The organism is Martinezella sp. CNPSo 3890, from assembly GCF_057784455.1.
Genome location: NZ_JBXSOR010000002.1, coordinates 448269 through 464114 on the forward strand (window position 1 = coordinate 448269; position 15846 = coordinate 464114).

Annotated in this window: 14 protein-coding genes; 4 read left to right on the forward strand and 10 right to left on the reverse strand. The window is 56.8% G+C overall.

Annotated elements, in window-relative coordinates:
• Nucleotides 1–465: 465 nt before the first annotated feature.
• Both AC13RC_RS08280 and AC13RC_RS08285 read right to left on the reverse strand, forming a co-directional pair.
• A complete protein-coding gene (locus AC13RC_RS08280) occupies nucleotides 466–708 on the reverse strand; it encodes a type II toxin-antitoxin system RelE/ParE family toxin (protein WP_488556891.1) in 243 nt (80 codons plus the stop codon).
• The gene (locus AC13RC_RS08285; RefSeq protein WP_488556892.1) at nucleotides 705–956 is read right to left on the reverse strand and encodes an antitoxin; all 252 of its coding nucleotides are present in this window, start codon (nucleotides 954–956) and stop codon (nucleotides 705–707) included. Before AC13RC_RS08285 ends, AC13RC_RS08280 begins: the two co-directional genes overlap by 4 nt.
• A 258-nt stretch (nucleotides 957–1214) precedes the next feature.
• On the opposite strand from AC13RC_RS08285, the gene AC13RC_RS08290 reads away from it, so the two are divergent.
• Nucleotides 1215–1430 (forward strand): hypothetical protein, encoded by a 216-nt coding sequence (locus AC13RC_RS08290; protein WP_488556893.1) that lies wholly within the window; start codon nucleotides 1215–1217, stop codon nucleotides 1428–1430.
• A 38-nt stretch (nucleotides 1431–1468) separates the two neighbouring features.
• Here AC13RC_RS08290 and AC13RC_RS08295 read toward each other — a convergent pair whose 3' ends face one another.
• From AC13RC_RS08295 to AC13RC_RS08305, 3 genes are all read right to left on the reverse strand, one after another.
• Nucleotides 1469–2512 carry a thiamine pyrophosphate-dependent enzyme gene (locus tag AC13RC_RS08295; protein ID WP_488556894.1) on the reverse strand — a complete coding sequence of 348 codons (1044 nt, stop codon included), beginning with the start codon at nucleotides 2510–2512 and terminating at the stop codon, nucleotides 1469–1471.
• Nucleotides 2513–2538: 26 nt separating this feature from the next.
• A complete protein-coding gene (locus AC13RC_RS08300) occupies nucleotides 2539–3255 on the reverse strand; it encodes a thiamine pyrophosphate-binding protein (RefSeq protein ID WP_488556895.1) in 717 nt (238 codons plus the stop codon).
• A 138-nt stretch (nucleotides 3256–3393) separates the two neighbouring features.
• On the reverse strand, nucleotides 3394–4578 hold the full coding sequence (locus AC13RC_RS08305; protein ID WP_145321428.1) for a 2-isopropylmalate synthase: 1185 nt from the start codon (nucleotides 4576–4578) through the stop codon (nucleotides 3394–3396).
• 901 nt (nucleotides 4579–5479) lie between these two features.
• Between AC13RC_RS08305 and AC13RC_RS08310 the strand changes: the two genes are divergently transcribed.
• Nucleotides 5480–6628, forward strand: a complete 1149-nt coding sequence (locus AC13RC_RS08310; protein WP_488556896.1) for an adenylate/guanylate cyclase domain-containing protein — start codon at nucleotides 5480–5482, stop codon at nucleotides 6626–6628.
• Between the two features lie 478 nt (nucleotides 6629–7106).
• Here the strand turns inward: AC13RC_RS08310 and AC13RC_RS08315 are convergent, their stop codons facing one another.
• From AC13RC_RS08315 to AC13RC_RS08330, 4 genes are all read right to left on the reverse strand, one after another.
• Nucleotides 7107–8036 (reverse strand): MYG1 family protein, encoded by a 930-nt coding sequence (locus tag AC13RC_RS08315; protein WP_488556897.1) that lies wholly within the window; start codon nucleotides 8034–8036, stop codon nucleotides 7107–7109.
• A gap of 210 nt (nucleotides 8037–8246) precedes the next feature.
• On the reverse strand, nucleotides 8247–9080 hold the full coding sequence (locus tag AC13RC_RS08320) for a carbohydrate ABC transporter permease (protein WP_113331154.1): 834 nt from the start codon (nucleotides 9078–9080) through the stop codon (nucleotides 8247–8249).
• Nucleotides 9077–9973: a carbohydrate ABC transporter permease gene (locus AC13RC_RS08325; protein WP_488556898.1), complete on the reverse strand. Its 897-nt coding sequence runs from the start codon at nucleotides 9971–9973 to the stop codon at nucleotides 9077–9079. The genes AC13RC_RS08320 and AC13RC_RS08325 overlap by 4 nt, the downstream gene beginning before the upstream one ends.
• A 132-nt stretch (nucleotides 9974–10105) precedes the next feature.
• A complete protein-coding gene (locus tag AC13RC_RS08330) occupies nucleotides 10106–11440 on the reverse strand; it encodes an extracellular solute-binding protein (protein ID WP_113331156.1) in 1335 nt (444 codons plus the stop codon).
• Between the two features lie 233 nt (nucleotides 11441–11673).
• On the opposite strand from AC13RC_RS08330, the gene AC13RC_RS08335 reads away from it, so the two are divergent.
• Nucleotides 11674–12297 (forward strand): GNAT family N-acetyltransferase, encoded by a 624-nt coding sequence (locus AC13RC_RS08335; protein WP_113353277.1) that lies wholly within the window; start codon nucleotides 11674–11676, stop codon nucleotides 12295–12297.
• Between the two features lie 23 nt (nucleotides 12298–12320).
• Here the strand turns inward: AC13RC_RS08335 and AC13RC_RS08340 are convergent, their stop codons facing one another.
• Complete coding sequence (locus tag AC13RC_RS08340; protein WP_488557042.1) at nucleotides 12321–14075, reverse strand: glucosidase family protein; 1755 nt, start codon at nucleotides 14073–14075, stop codon at nucleotides 12321–12323.
• A gap of 368 nt (nucleotides 14076–14443) precedes the next feature.
• On the opposite strand from AC13RC_RS08340, the gene AC13RC_RS08345 reads away from it, so the two are divergent.
• Complete coding sequence (locus AC13RC_RS08345; RefSeq protein ID WP_113388753.1) at nucleotides 14444–15616, forward strand: ROK family transcriptional regulator; 1173 nt, start codon at nucleotides 14444–14446, stop codon at nucleotides 15614–15616.
• The last annotated feature ends 230 nt before the right edge of the window (nucleotides 15617–15846 follow it).

The following is a 15846-nucleotide window of genomic DNA, read 5'->3' on the forward strand; positions in this document are numbered from 1 at the left end:
TGCGTCCTCGGCCCTAGGTCCGATCACAAACCAGACTTTAGTCCGATGTAGATGGCTTTGTTGCCAAAATCAGCGGGGCGATTTCCGGCAGCGATGGTTTTCAGCGGGATTTTTTACGGGCACTTCCAGGTGAACTCACCGCGGGGGCGGTGACTTTGCGGGTCCATCCATCGCCGCCGCCTACCATATTTCGATTCGGCGCGGATCCATTCAATGCGACACGCCCGCGGACGCCAACCGGAGGCGCCAGCAATTTCAACACATCGGCGCGCACGTGGCTTGCATATGTAACGGGATCGCGACGACGGTGCGTAGATCGATCGGACAACGACTGGGCTTGATGCGTGATCCTATCCGACCACCTCCACCATCTGCAAGACATCTCGCCTTCGCCCAAAGATCATTCGTTCAGACGGCTAGCCAATCGCTTCATCAAATCCATTCGTTCATGAAAAATCGCCACGATCAGTGCAGGCGCACGCGAAGCAGACAAAAGACATAGTGGTGTTCACATCGCGCCATTCGCAATGCCGGATAAAGCGCACTCATATCCTTAAAAGGACCCTTACCCTCGGCAAGATTCGCAAAACCTCGCTCCAAAGCCGAGATGTACCAGCGCACCTGAGCGGCACCCCATTGCGCATGCGTGTAGCGGATTACAGAGCGCAGATCCGATTCTGCATCCGCGGTAAGAGTGTAAGCCGTCAAGCACGATCCTCGGCAATTTCCTCATCGAGGATGTCACCTACGGTTTTAGTCGACAGTTTTCCGGCGAGCCCATCATTGATGCGCGTATTCATCAACATCTTTAACTCCTCCCAGGCTCGATCTCCATCTATATCCCCGGGAAAGAGACGCTCAAGTGCATATTGTTTGATTGTCTTACCCTGCAAAGCAGCCATCACCTTTAGGCTTTGATGTTGCTGGTCTGTCATGTCGATCGTTAAACGGCTCATCTAGCGTGCTCCTGAACTGGAAAGACCCACATTAGCACATGTGGGTACGTGACCACTGCCGCGAGGCTCATTGAAAAGCACGGCGGCCGCTCCCAAGCGCTACAACCGTTCCTAGAATAGGAGAATTGCTTATTCGCAACGGCGAGCAAATGATGGTACTTCGCTTGAAAAATAGCCTTGCAGCGGTTGCCTGCGCTCACCTGCGCTATACCTTGTCGATAAATATGGATGTCTGTCGTCATGGAGGAGAGCATCGTCATGCCAGCTAAGCAATGGCTGATCGGTTTTGCGGATCAATCGAAGCGGCAATGCCACGAGCAACTCCAGCGGACAATCGATGCGGCCGTGCAGGATCTCCTGCAAGATGGATCGGAACCTCAGTGCATAGCGGAAGCTCTGCTCGAAATCGCCGACAACTATTTCGATACTGTCATCGGTGACATGGAGATGACGCCTTCGGCACCATTGCATTGATCTGGTGCATTGATCTGGCATCGACCGCTTGGAGGGCGCTACAGGTTGTTGGCTCGCGGATTTTGTCCCACCATCTGCTCTGCGTCGACGGGCACCTCGACCAGGATGGATGAGCGACCGGGGCCGTAGCTCTCGCGCATGATCTCGGCCAGGTTGCTAAGATCCGGCGCCAGCTTGCGGCTTTCCCAGCCGCAAGCGCGCGCCATCGATCCAAAGTCGATGCGGTGCAGATCGCTATGGTAGCGATCGGACGAATAGTCGGGAATGACCACGGGCAAGCCCTGCACCATGATGCCAAGCGCGCCGTTGTCCAGCACGAACAGGACGAGCCCCAATGTTCGGGCTTCGGCTAGGCAACCGGCAATCAGCCGGAAGCAGCCATCACCCGTAAAAGCGAAGACCGTCGCGTCCGGTTTCGCGAGCTTTGCGCCGATTGCCGCGCCGAATGCTCCGCCCATTGCCGAACCGCGATAGAGCGAATGGAAGCGGACGTCCGGATGCGGGCGCTGCGTGACATACTGACGATCCTTGTAGGCAAGGCACACATCGTCGAATGCGACGCTTCCCGGCCGCCAATGACGATCGAGCTCCTGATAAAATCGGGCGATATCGATTGTGCCGGGACGTGGCGGCATGATCTCGCGATCATTAAGATCGGCCACGAAGGCCGGTGCCGGAGGGCGCGGCAGCTGAAGGCCCTCGAGCCGACCGATCGCTTCGCTCAGAACCTGATCGATCGGTCCTCGAACATCGAAATATTCGCCTCGCACGCGATGCCGAAATTCGCCTCCAACGCTGCCATAAGGGGCGGCCAGATTGGTGAAATTCCATGTCGTATGGGCAGGTATGTCCGAAAAATTAAGCGTATATTCGTCAGGGCAAAATCCGAGAGTGATGACAATATCGTCAGGGCCAAGGCTTCTCCAGAGCTGCATTGCGCGATCATTACCGCCAAATCCCAGATAGCCGAAACCGAAGACATTGTTGCGCGCCACCGCATTCGCCCCGTTTATGCTCCAGACGATCGGCGCCTGTAATGCCTTGCATAAACGTGTGGTGAGAACAGGCATATACGGATACATGGCCGCCTCTTCTCCAGCGAGCACGATCACCCGGCGCCCAGCCGATTGCCGCGGGAATTCGGCCAGAAAATGGGCGAGCGCGCCATGGTCGATCCTGTTCGGTTTATGGGGGTAGTCACCAGGCCAAGGCGTATGGACCGGCTCAGGCACCATTTTCCGAGCGCCTCCGGCGGCATCAGAAGTGCGATAGGCGAGCCCTGATCGAGGTGTCTGCGGGCCTGCTCGAGTTGCTCTCCGATACGTTCCGGATCATTCAGGACGAATGTGCCTGATGGCAGCTCGGCCTTCAGCTGAGCCACGACGTCCGCGCCTTCCGGGCTCGTATCTTGCAGCGGCGCTCGGTATCGCGTATCCGCGGGGCTGAGAGGAATGAGGTAGATTGCCGGAATATTGTGCAATTTCGCATCACTCAGGCCGCAGGTCAGCAGCCGCGTTGCGGCTCCCGTTGTCGCAATAGCCGCACCGATTTTCCCGCTCGCCAGATAGTATCCCAACGGAATAAAGCCGGCGACATACTCTCCGATATTGAAGAAGACCGGGAACTCGGCACCGTCGTCGGCGGAGACCATCGGCTCGATGTGTTTGAGCAAATGGATGACCCCTCCTCCCGTGACCCCGGCATAGTGACGCACATTCCAGGTCGCAAGCGTATCGATCAGGAATTCATATCCTGTTTTTGGCACTGCTCTCGGCTTGGCTATCCGAATGTCGCCCGCCGTTTCGACTGCAAGATCCATCGTCATTTTCTCGCTTCTCCGCTGTGACCATCGTTCCCTAATGCTGCAAACTATTGACGCGCGGTTCCCCCAGGCCGGCCGAGGTCCGCGGCAAGCGCGGTGCCGGCACATGTCCGATCCCGTTTAGACGTTCTGGAAGCAGAACTAGGCGATGTGGCTTTCCCGGGAGAGGGCTTCCATACCGACAACCGTCGCCAGAAGGTCCTCATCGCAAAGCGATGCCTTTTGATCGGCGATATCCTTGAAACGCGAGAAAGCGCGATCGAGATCGGCATCGGAACCGAACTCGACGCCCAGCGAGCGCATGCACATGCGAAAACCGTTGCGGCCCGAATTCTTACCCAGCACCAGCCGATACTCGTCTGCACCGACCTCCGCCGCCGTCATGATCTGATAGGTCAACGGGTTCTTCAACATGCCATCCTGGTGAATGCCGGACTGATGCGAGAAGGCATTCCTGCCGACGATCGCTTTGTTAGGCTGCACAACGAAACCCGTGATCTCCGAGACGAGCCGGGATGCGGCCGTCAAACGACGGGTTTCAACGGAGGTTTGGCATCGGAAAAAATCCTCGCGTGTATGCAGCGCCATGACGATCTCCTCAAGCGACGCATTGCCCGCTCGCTCACCGATACCGTTGATCGTGCATTCGATCTGGCGCGCGCCCTGCCGGGTCGCTTCGAGCGAGTTGGAAACAGCCATGCCCAGATCATTGTGACAATGCGCGGAGAACACGGCCTTGTCAGCGTTGGGCACGACATCGCGCAGATAGGTGAATAGCTTGCCGTATTCGTAAGGCGTGGCGTAGCCGACCGTATCAGGCAGGCTGACCGTGGTCGCGCCGGCTTTGATCACCTGTTCCACGAAACGGGCAAGAAATTCGGGCTCCGATCGGCTCGCGTCCTCGCAGGAAAACTCGATATCCTCGGAATAACGTCGCGCGTGGGCCACCGCGCGAACGGCATGTTCGAGCACGTTTTCCGGTGTCATTTGCAACTTGTATTTCATGTGAATGGGTGAGGTCGCCAGCACGATATGGATACGGGACGATGCCGCACCGGAAACAGCCTCCGCCGTCAGATCGATATCGCGCTCGACCGCGCGGCTCAGGCTGCAAATCGTGCTGTCCTTCACGACACTCGCGACGGCCTTGATCGCGTCGAACTCGCCTGGGCTGGAGACGGCAAAGCCGGCCTCGATCACGTCGACTTTCAGCCCTTCGAGCATAAGCGCGATCTCGACCTTCTCCCCGGCGTCGAGGTTGATGCCGGGGCTTTGCTCGCCGTCACGCAGAGTGGTGTCAAAGATTATGATCTTTTCAGTGTTCATGCGACTCTCCCGATCAATTGAAGCATCGGCTTTGCCGAATTCCTAAGGCTGGCTGTATGGCACTACACACAAGTCATGGATGACCGATGCCTCGGGCGCGTTTCATGCCTGCGGCGAAAATCCATCATCGGATGCAAGTCTCGTCGGATCTGATCCTGATCGCCCCTGGCGTTGCCGGCATGCTGGAAACCAGGCAAAGCGCTTCATGCTTTGGTCGGTATCCAAGCCTGCGCCGTCGGCGAAATTTCGTAATTCTTGGTGTACGCGTCCCATCCAGATGCCTGGCTTTCGATCTGCAGTGATATCCATGTCTCCGGGCGGCGTCGGCGTCGGAGCGGGATGCAGTCCAGCATGCGTGTGATCGGAAGGGAGCTCCGTCCCCGCACGGGTGCGGCGGGCATTTGGCCGTTGCAGGACAGTCCAGGCCATCTCTATTTTCGGAGCAAAAATTTCAAAACCTGAGAATTGAATGTCCATAGCGCACCGAATGGTTACCATGGCGAGGATGGCTGCATTCGAGGCGGCGGTATTTTAGAAAACTATGGACTATTCTTAGGAAATTACGGCTTTTTGCTTAGTGATCGACACGTGTCGCCACTTTGCCACACTTGTTTCTGCCAGCAGGCATTTCAATGATATGCCGACGGTTGGCACCCCCCCGCAGCTCTTCGGCAGCATCTCACACATCGACGACGACCTGCACTCGCGCACCTATTGGCGGATCTTGTTCATGGCTCCCACCCCGCTCGCGCGCGCAAGGTACTTTCGCCAGTTTCCATGCTAGGCTGCCCATTGATTTGGACCGAGCACCAAACTCGGTCGACGATCTTCTCAAACTTTGCCGTTCGGAGGAGCTTACGAAGTGACGCAGACACGGGAGTTGGTCGACTGGATCATAGCCATGGGCCTGACCAGCGACAGCATCGAAGAGATCCTGACCGGAGTTTCAGAACGGCTGACCAGGCTCGGCTATCCACTCGTTAGGGCGTCCATAGCCATGCCGTCCATCGATCCACTTCAAAAGGGCTCTTCTATTTCCTGGTCGCGGTCGTCGAGCATCTCTCTCGAAATACAAGAGCACGGCGAAGCGGGTGACGCGATGTTTCGCCGCTCGCCTATTTCATATCTTCTTTCACGAGAGCTGGATGTTGGGCGCTGGAGACTGCCGCCCGGCGGTGACGCAGCCGGGTTCCCGCTGCTAAACGAACTCTCCGATCTTGGGGCAACCGATTACCTGGTAAAACTTGCCCGGTTTCCCGGGGGAACCGCGCTGGGCGGCATCGGCTTCTCATTGGCTGTCGATAACCCGGAGGGGTTCTCCGACGACCAGATTGCCGCCCTGGATGAATTTCTACCGGCCCTCGCCCTCGCATGCTGCCGCATCGCGGCGATGCGTGTGGCGACAGACATGCTCGCCGTTTATACCGGAGCCCGCACGAGCGGCCGCATTCTCCGCGGCCAGACACGACGCGGCAATGGTGATGCCATCCATGCCGCCATCCTGCTTGCGGACCTGAAGAATTTCACGGCGCTAAACGAAGGTTTTCCGCCCGAGCGTATCGTCGGTTGGCTGAACGAGCGTTTCGACGCGATCGGAGGGCCAGTCGAGCAATTCGGCGGTGAGATCCTCAAATTCATGGGCGATAGCCTGCTTGCAATCTTCCCGACCGATATTGAAGATCCGGCCAACGCGTGTGAAAGGGCTCTGTCCGCGGCGAAGAAGGCAATCGAGGCGAATGCGGCGGTCAACCGGGCACGCATGGTTTCCGAGGAACCACAGCTCCTCGTCGATATCGTTCTGCATATCGGAGAGGTATTCTACGGAAACGTCGGAGCTGCCCGCAGACTTGATTTCACGGCAATCGGCAGAGCTGTCAACGAGGCGGCCCGGATGGAAAAGTTGTGCGATACGGTCCAACGCAGCGTGTTGGCCTCCGAACTATTCGCTTCGCAGGTCCAAGACGGATTTGAACGGCTCGGGATTTTCACGTTGAAGGGTGTAAGCCAGCCCGCCGCGGTTTACGGTCTGCCGGGTGAGCCAAACTGCTAACTATCACCTCGATGCGCCCTTTCTACCGCGTCCGCACGTTTCCCCAACCAACGCTTCGAGCGCGATCTCAAGCTACTGCGAATTAGTTCCGCCGGGCGAGCCTTCTTCACATATCACTTTTCCACCGTCCTGGCTCCGCATACCGGTTTGGCCCACTTGCTGCTTGGTATCCGGCGAAAAGCCAGCGAGCAACTGCGCAAGTCGTTCTTTCGACATCGGCGGGGCGGATAAGCGCATGACAAGCCTCCTTTTTGGTGTCGCGATCGTGCCAATGCATGCTCATGAGAGCAACGGTGACGCGGGATCATCCCCAAATAATTTCAGCTGTAAGTATTTTCAGTCGATCTGAACAGCGCGCGAATTCAGGAGCAAACCGGTTCTGGTTGCAAAATGAGCGGCTTCCGTATGCCGATCCGTTCAATGCTCAAGCCGGAGTTGCCCCGTGAAACGGCGATTGCGCTCGGGCTCGAGCCGATGGTCAACCGGCTCCTTGCTCCGCGTCATTCACCGCCAACCTGGCGAGAGCGAGCGCCGCCTCTCGCGTTTTGGCGGCGGCGATAAATCGGCCGTTGTGGCAGAAACTTGCGCCCTCAATACCGGTCGCCATTTCCAGGTCGCGGCCGCTCAATCCAGCCCAGCCCACCGGAAGATCGGCTCGCAGTTCGAATCCTTCCTCCGCGCGGCGAATTCCCGTCAGGCACCAGTCGGCCTCGCGCGGATGGACCACGAACAGGAGATGATCGGCACCCGCCTTCACGATCGCCGAACGAAACGGCATGCCCATCGGCAGTTCGAGAACACGGCTCTCGCCGGCGGACGCAATCGCCTGCAGCACCAGAGTTTCGGCACGCAGTTTCGCATGGAGCCCGGCAATCTTCGCTTCGACGAAATTGCGGGCGATCGCAACGGCGGCGTGGAATGCCCGATCGGTCGCCCCCGGGTCCACGTCGTCGAAGACGGGCTTCAATGTTTCGAGCAACGACTGCAGGGTCAACCCAGCCAGCAGGCCGGCGCTATCCGGGCTGAGCGCACCATTGTCGACCAAGTCGATCGGCAGGACGAAGCCGGCATCGAAAGCCGCATGCACGGTTTCGACAAAGCCGCTTGGGACCAAGAGGGCTGTCAGGTAGTCGCGACCGAAATGTTTCCAGATCAACCCGAACGAACTGAAGGGCTGACCATCGTCGCGCCGCGGTGCGCCGCGCTGGTGATGATCGAAAATCCCGGCAGTCGCATCATAAGCGCCGCCGACATCATAGACGATGCGATCGACACCGGGCGTGATCCATTCCGGCGCTCTGCTGCGAACCAGGCGCGCATCAGGGAAAAGCCGCGTGAGAATGACGCTGGACAACACTTCGTCGGCATGGAAGCCGCCGGAATGGGTGACGAGGAAATTGGGAGCCATACGGCCAGGACCTTACTATTCGCGAATTGGACGGACAGGCAGATAACCGGATTTGCGCGTCATCTCAACCGGCAAAGCGATTAAGGGATCCAATAATTGCATGGTCGCATTTCGACGCGGGAATGGCGCGATGATCGGCGAAAGAAGATTTCCATTGCTTCATGGCGCCCGAGCGCGCGACCGATCTTTTCAATCGAGAGCAAGGTGGTTTTACTTCGTCGCTCCAGCCGTTAGGCCTGTGATAAGTTTCCGTTGGAAGAACATATAGGCAAGAATGAGTGGTCCGATGACGATGACAGCGCCCGCCGTCAACACAGGCGTATTGACCGTATAACGTCCTTGGAAAAATAGCATGCCAATTGGCAGGGTTCGGTAGTTATCGTCATTGACGAGAACAAGCGGAATAAGAAACTCGTTCCATGTCCAAATAAACAGGAACAATGCCAGCGTGGACATCGACGGCAGCATCAAAGGTACGATAACTTTTGAAAGAATATATCTTCTGGATGCTCCATCGAGAACCGCTGCTTCTATGATTTCCGATGGCAGTTGTTGCATCGCGCTAGCCATGAACATGGTGGCGAAAGGCAGAGACATAGCAATTTGGGGAAGGATCAGCGCAGCATAGGTGTTTATGAGGCCGACATAGCGCATTTCATAGTAGAGTGGAATAATGAAGGCTTCGGTCGGCACCATCATTCCAACAGTTAAAAGGACGAAAATGGTGCGCCTGAACGGAAAGGTCAGGAACGCGAATCCGAATCCCGTCAACGTGCCAAGTATGATGCTAACCACGACAACGGGGAAAACAATCATGACGGAATTCAGGAAATAGACATTAAACCGGCCATCAATCCAAGCATTTGCATAGTTCTCGAAATGCGGATAGGCCGGCAATACGAATGCGCCTTGTATCAGATCGGCACGGCTCTTCAGAGACGTAAGTATCAGAAGGGCAAAGGGAACAATCGCCAAGACCGCGAACAGCCAAAGAATGATACGTGATGGTAGCACCGCGCCTATCGTATGAAAATCTCTGCTCACGTTGCACTCCCTTCATTCACAGGGCGCACCAGCCGGTGAACGGCATAGTTGATAGTAAAGACGAGAATCGCACCGATGATGGCAACGGCCGAAGCATATCCATACCGATTCAGTTGAAAGCCAAGCTCATACATATAAATGTTGGGAACAAGTGTGGCGTTGGCCGGGCCGCCTCGAGTCATCGTAAAGATCAGATCAAAACTCTTGATCGAGGAAATGATCGTGAGAAGGAGCGCGATGCGTATTTCCGGCAGCAGGAGCGGCAGTGTGATGAAGAAGAAAATCCTACTTCCGGTGGCACCATCGACCCTCGCCGCTTCAAACAGTGCAGGATCGATCCGCTGGATGCCGGCGAGAAACAACACCATGCAGAAACCGAAGAAATACCAACTCGCAACAATGCCGACCGCTGGTAGGACAAACGTGAAATCGCCAAGCCAGGGTAGGGCGATGGAACCCAGGCCAGCCAGCTTTAACGCCTGGTTTATCGGACCAAAAGCAGGATTGTAAAGCCAGTGCCAAATGATGCCAAGCACGGCGGTGGGCATGATATAGGGCAGGAATAGCAGTGTCCGCAGCGCGAACTGCTCCCGCTGCCTGAACGTCCAGACCATCGCGGCTAGTGCCAGGCCAATGACAATCGGGATGACACAGTAAAACACCATGAAGAGAGCATTGTTTTTCAATGCAACATAGAAAGTTTCATCTGAAAACAATTTTACATAATTGCCAAGGCCGATCCAATTGGGCGGGCTGATCCCATTCCATTCAGTGAAACTGATACCGATTGCCGCGACAATAGGACCAAGAATGAGAGCAAAATAGAGCAGCAAGCCAGGCAGAACGTAGACGAGATTTCTACTGGCCTTCGCGTCAAGTGGTGAGCGTTTCATGCACCATCTCGTGGATATGCCAGAGGTCGAATGCTGCCGCTCTGGCCGTGATCAGGATAGACGTACCGAAGTTTCCCGCCGCTGCCTTTCTTCGATCGAGTAGCGCGGCGGGATTGGCTTGTTCGCCGGCAATCACTTGCTCTTCATGTAGGCGGCGTAGTCCGCGTCGAGCTTGGCGATCAGCTCTTCAGGCGTTTCCTTGTTCGCAAGCAATAGGGGCGTGTTTTCATCAAACGTCTTGAGCATGGTTGGGCTCGCCCAATCGGGATAATGCCCGAGTGCATTGTCATCGTTCAATGATTTCCAGATCGCGATGCCCTCCTTCAGGAGCGGGGACGCGTTAACCCCGGCGTCTGCTGGAACAGGGGTGGCGGGCAGATAGCCGGCGCGGGCCCAGGTCACGGATGCGTCCTTGGAGACCATGTAGTTGATGTACTCGCCGGCGAGGTCCTTCATTTTGTCGCTCTTGGCCAGGCTGGTGATCGCCCAGGCAAGGTCGACGCCGCCAACCGAAAGCGGATGCTTGATACCGGCGGGCGCCGGGATGGGCATGAAATGGATATCGGGATTGTTCTGCATATCGCCGAAGTACCAGGTGCCCGAAATCAGGAAGGCCCCTTGGCCGGCGACAAAAAGCTGAACGGCATCATCGCCCGAGATACCCTGGTAACCATCGGAGAAATAGCCGTTTGTTGCCCATTTCTGCACAAGTTTCACCGATTCCAGATTGCCGGGCGTATTCCATGTGCCGCCGCGGCCATAGATCAGGTCATCGAGCGCCTTTCGATCCGAAGCATCGATATGCGCCTGGCTGATCCCGGCCAACATATGGAGCGCCAGATGGCCCTTGGCTGTACCGATTGTCAGCGGCGCGCTGCCTGCCGCCTTGACCTTATCGAGAGCGGCAAGGAAATCGTCGAAGTTCTTGATCGGAAGTTCGACGCCAGCGGCTTTCAGAACCTTTTCATTGTAATAGAGGCCGACGATTTCGGCGAGCGACGAGATGCCATAGGTCTCACCGACACCGAACTCGCCCTTGCTCGACCAGCGGTCACGCGCCAGGAGACTATCGGACTGGTTTTTATCCCATCCATATTTCTTGAGGTAGTTATCGACAGGAACGAGAAGGTTTTCCTTCACCATCGCGCCCATCGCGCCGGCTCCCTGGTTGACCTTAGTCACCACCGGACCATCGCCAGACGAAACGGCGAGCTTAAGCGTGAGATTGAGGTCCTGGAAATCGCGTACGGTGTGATCAAGCTTAACGTCGGGATGCGCCTTCTGGAAATTGGCGTTGAGTTCGGTCATCACGGCGGCTCTCGACTCAGAATCGTGGTCGTCCCAAACCGTGAGCGTCTCGGCAAAGACGGTTGTCGACATGCCGATGCCAATGAAGACGGATGCCGCCAAAATTCCTGTCTTCTTCAGAATGGATGCTGCATTGGTGGAGATGAAATCGCTAAACATTGATTGGTTCCCTCTAGCTGCGTTTTGGCAGTTTCTATCGATTCCAACCGGCTGATCTTGCTAAGACGCGCCGAATGTCTTGCATTGTCGGGCCTTTACTGGACCGACGAATTTCCTTATTCTTTTCCAAAATCTGCGGGTATGGCCCTCAGATGCAGTCCCTCAAACTTCCCAGTTTTACCGCCGCCTGACGTCAGTTCTCACCGAGCAGCGGCCAGCAAATCGATGATGCCATGCCTCCCAAGATCGATGATTATTTCATCCGCCCGGCCACTGAGGACGACGTTGACGCCCTCTTTCACATTTGCCTGGTCACGGCCGACGCCGGGGCCGACGCGAGTGCGCTTTACAGCAATCCGCGCCTTCCCGGCTACGTATGGGCCGTGCCTTATCTCAAATTCGCTCCGGATTTTGCGTTCGTTCTCGCCAGGCACGGTCGGGTGGTCGGCTATGTTGTCGGTACGCCGGATACCGCGGGCTTTGACACAGTGCTCCGCAGAGATTGGTGGCCGGTTGTTCGCCGCGAGACCGCTGGCCTGATACCCAAGACGGAAAAAGACGCTGATGTTCTGGAGCGAATAGCCAGTCCTCACAGCGGCACGCCGGGCCTTGAAGAGACCTACCCCGCGCATCTTCACATCAATATTCTGCCTGAAGCCCAATCGGGCGGATGGGGACGGCTGATGATCAAGACCATGCTCGAAGCCCTCACGGCGTATGGCGCACCTGGCGTCCATCTTGGTGTCAGCCCCGCGAACGAGCGCGCCAAGGGATTTTACCGGCATCTCGGTTTCGAAGAACTCAGCCAAAACGGTCACCTCGCCTTCGTCATGAGATTGGACAAGCCGGTAGCCTAAGGAAAATCCGGCCCATCCGCTCATTACCTATTCTCCGCGTTCGCAGCCTCTAGGCCATATTTAAGAACAACAGCCGCCGGCATCGCACTCCATCCCTGCAGAAGGGAACCGCGTCCGTAGGGCGGCGAGAAATATTCGACCGCACCGGCCCATCCATTTGCGAGGCAGGTTTCCCACCAGCGTATAAGCGCATAACGCGCTCCACCGAGACCGTGGCGTATTCTTTCTTCCGCATAGACGCCGTCCCAATAGGGCCAATCCGATCCATTGTGATAGCGAAAGGGGAACGCGGTCTTCGATCTTACGTCACTCGCCCGTTTAAATGGCGGAAACGCGCAAAGGACGCCCCAATCGCCATAGGGCTGTTTCGTATTGTTTCGAGCCTCCAGAGCTCCTTCCATCGCCTTCAGGAGACCAATGGCGCGCGTTCGCGAAATCGCCCCATAACGGGAGAGTGTCAGACTGTCGAGCACGAGATGATCCTCGACAAATCCATCAGGAGTGACGAAATCGGCGTAACCGTTCCTGCTCGGGACAAAAAGCTTGTCCTCGATTTCGGCGCGAGCGGACTGCGCTATTTCGCTTGCCTTCCGCGCCAATGCGGAATCATGCCCGGCTCCCAGTTTAGCCACCGCATCCAGTGCACCGACGAAAAGGCCGAGATTGTAGGATACGAGACCTTCCCGGTAGACATTGTCCGCCCAGTCCCTGTCGTTTCGCGGCTTGAGCGGCAATACGCTACCAGGGCCTGCGAGGGCCAGATACCGTTCAACGATGGCGGTCACAAGCGGCCAGTGCCGCAATGCTTCCGCCGTATCCCCTGTGGCATCCACATAATCGACGAGAAAGAGGATGAAGAAAAGCGGGCTGTCAAAATGATCGCTCCACCAATCACCTGGACGATTGTGATGCTCCGGAGCAGCCTTGCCACGATATTTTTCGGGATTTTGTTTGGCATCAAGAACGAAGTTCTGCCAGGCACGAGATTGCGCCGGTCCGGTCAATATCACGCCGCTTGGCGCCTCTCCATCAGGCTGAATTCCCTTGGCCAAAAGTCGAATTTCATCGCGTACCGCCTCCGGCGCAAGCTTCAGCAGCATTTGCATCGTCCAGTAGCCATCGCGATAATAGGTGCGCGCGGGCGCGCTATAGGCCTGACCCGCGGCTAGGCCGGCGAACACACCGTTCTCGTCCAGTCGAATGCTGGAAAGCGCGGCATGCGTGCCTTGAATCACCATGCTGCGCATCACGGGATCGGCATCGGGCGCGACGTCGCACCGGGCGACATAATTCGCCGCTTCTGCCAAGATAGCGTCGCTGGCAAGGCTCAATGCGGCTTCAGCCTCCTCTTCCGAGGCCCCGGCCGCGACGCGGATATCTCCGTCGCCAACCTCGACGATCATCACACCCCAGCCACTCACGACGATACGGCGACTATCGCGTTTGATGATCTTGGTTCGCTGACTGTCCTCATCGATCTCATGCCACCAGGCACCCCGACGAGCCGGATGGATTCCTTCCAGGCGGGCATTGCGGATCAGAAGGATGGGCTTTGACTGGGCGACGAAGATGCCACCTGCTTCGGCGGTGACCCTGTTTGGACCGTAAACGTAAGGTCCGGCAAGTTTGGAAAAACGTATTCGTCCAAGACGGCCGCTTCCCCAAAGAGCGAGATCAAGATACCCGTCGGGATGCGCGTCCGCCTGCAGTCGAGGCGCCATGATCGGCAGAATGACCGGGTGCTTGGTTGTGATTTCGCCTTGGGATGTGGGGGTCATCATGGCAAATCCAGCACCTTTCAACGCGCGGTGTCAGAGATGGGATCAAGCGTGAGATCCAGATTGCAATATCCAGTACACTCGCCGGAATGGAGCGTCACGAAGTCCTCGGCGAATGCGGGATTACACATCCTTTGACCTCGCTTTCATTACCCCTCCGCAACTTGCTCAGTCATTGGGCAAGTCTACAAATTGGGCGCTTAATTTGTCAATGACATGGACAAATTAAATGGTTTTGTTTAGCCAACTCACGGAGATTCACTTGAATTTTGCGATATTCCAGCCGAAGCTAGCGCAGCCACGCGCGAGGTTGGATGAATTAGGAAAAGGTCCCGAACTAATTAGAGGCAGAACCCGAGCCAGCACTGATGCCAAATGCGACCCAGACACCGATAGCGCGAAAAATTTCAACAAATTCCGTCATTCGGACCATACTTGCAAAAGGCCCTATTTCCCGCGCGGATATCGCCAAGCAAACGGGCTTGTCCAAGCAAACGATTTCCGACGTCGTTCGCAATCTCGAAAATAATGGTTGGTTGAAGCCGACTGGATACACCGATGGGCGCCTGGGGCGAACCGCAATAACCTACGAGCTCGATGCAAGTGCCGGTTTCGCTGCATCGATCGATCTAGGCGGAACCAAAATCGCGGCTGTCATCTGCGATCTGGTTGGAAATATCGTTGCTGAAACCAAGGTGCCGACAAGCTCGCGCGGCGGGGTTCATCTCGTTGATCAATTCCACGCCATTGTACAGGACCTCGCCGGGAGCGCCGACATCGATCTTTCCAAATTGCGCGTCATAGTGCTGGCGACCCCAGGCGTGCTTGATCCGACCACCGGACATATCAATGTCGCCCCGAACATCCCCGGAGTCGAAACGATTGACTTGCGCCGGCTCCTGAGCGACCGGATGGCAATCCCGGTCATCATTGAGAACGACGTCAATCTTGCCGCGCAAGGAGAGCGATGGCGAGGGCACGGCGCCACATCGGATAATTTTGCCTTCGTGGCCGTAGGCACCGGTATCGGCATGGGCATTATTGCAAATGGTAGCCTCATGCGTGGCGCACGCGGTGCCGCGGGGGAGATCGCCTATCTGCCTCTCGGCGGAGAGCCGTTTGATCCGGGCGGCTTTACTCTTGGTACTCTTGAAAGCGCCGTGGGTAGTGCGGCGATGGTGCGGCGCTATTGCGGATATGGTGGGCAGAGCGACGCAACGGTCGCGGATCTTTTTTCGGCTCTGGTGGCTGGCGAGCCGGCCGCTGTTGCGGTGATTGAGGAAACTTCGCGATCGATTGCGCTTGCCATTGCCGCGATCGGTGCGACCCTCGATCCGGAGCTGGTGATCATGGGCGGCGGTATCGGCGCGCGCCCCGAACTTGTTGAAGCCATTCGCAAGTATTTGCCACGTTGTACGCCTTACCCACCTCGCATCGAGATTAGTCAGCTTGGCAATCGGGCGGCTCTGGTCGGCGGCATCGGCATCGCAGTCGAGCACATGCACCAGGAGCTGTTCGGTGTTGATTTGCAAGATTCATGAGATGGGCATCGTATCGCGCAAGCGAATTGCTTGAAGACAAATTCAACAGGCAGAATTCAAAGATAGCAGGCTGCCGGACAACTGGCCTCAAGGAGTATATGAACAATCGGGAATGCGCGGCAGATGCCCGACTTGCGTGAATGGAATGCGACCATTCCACAAGCAATTCGTCTGGAGCGATGACCTTGCCGACGGCGAAGTAACCGCGATGCCCTCCGTCCGTCGGCGCA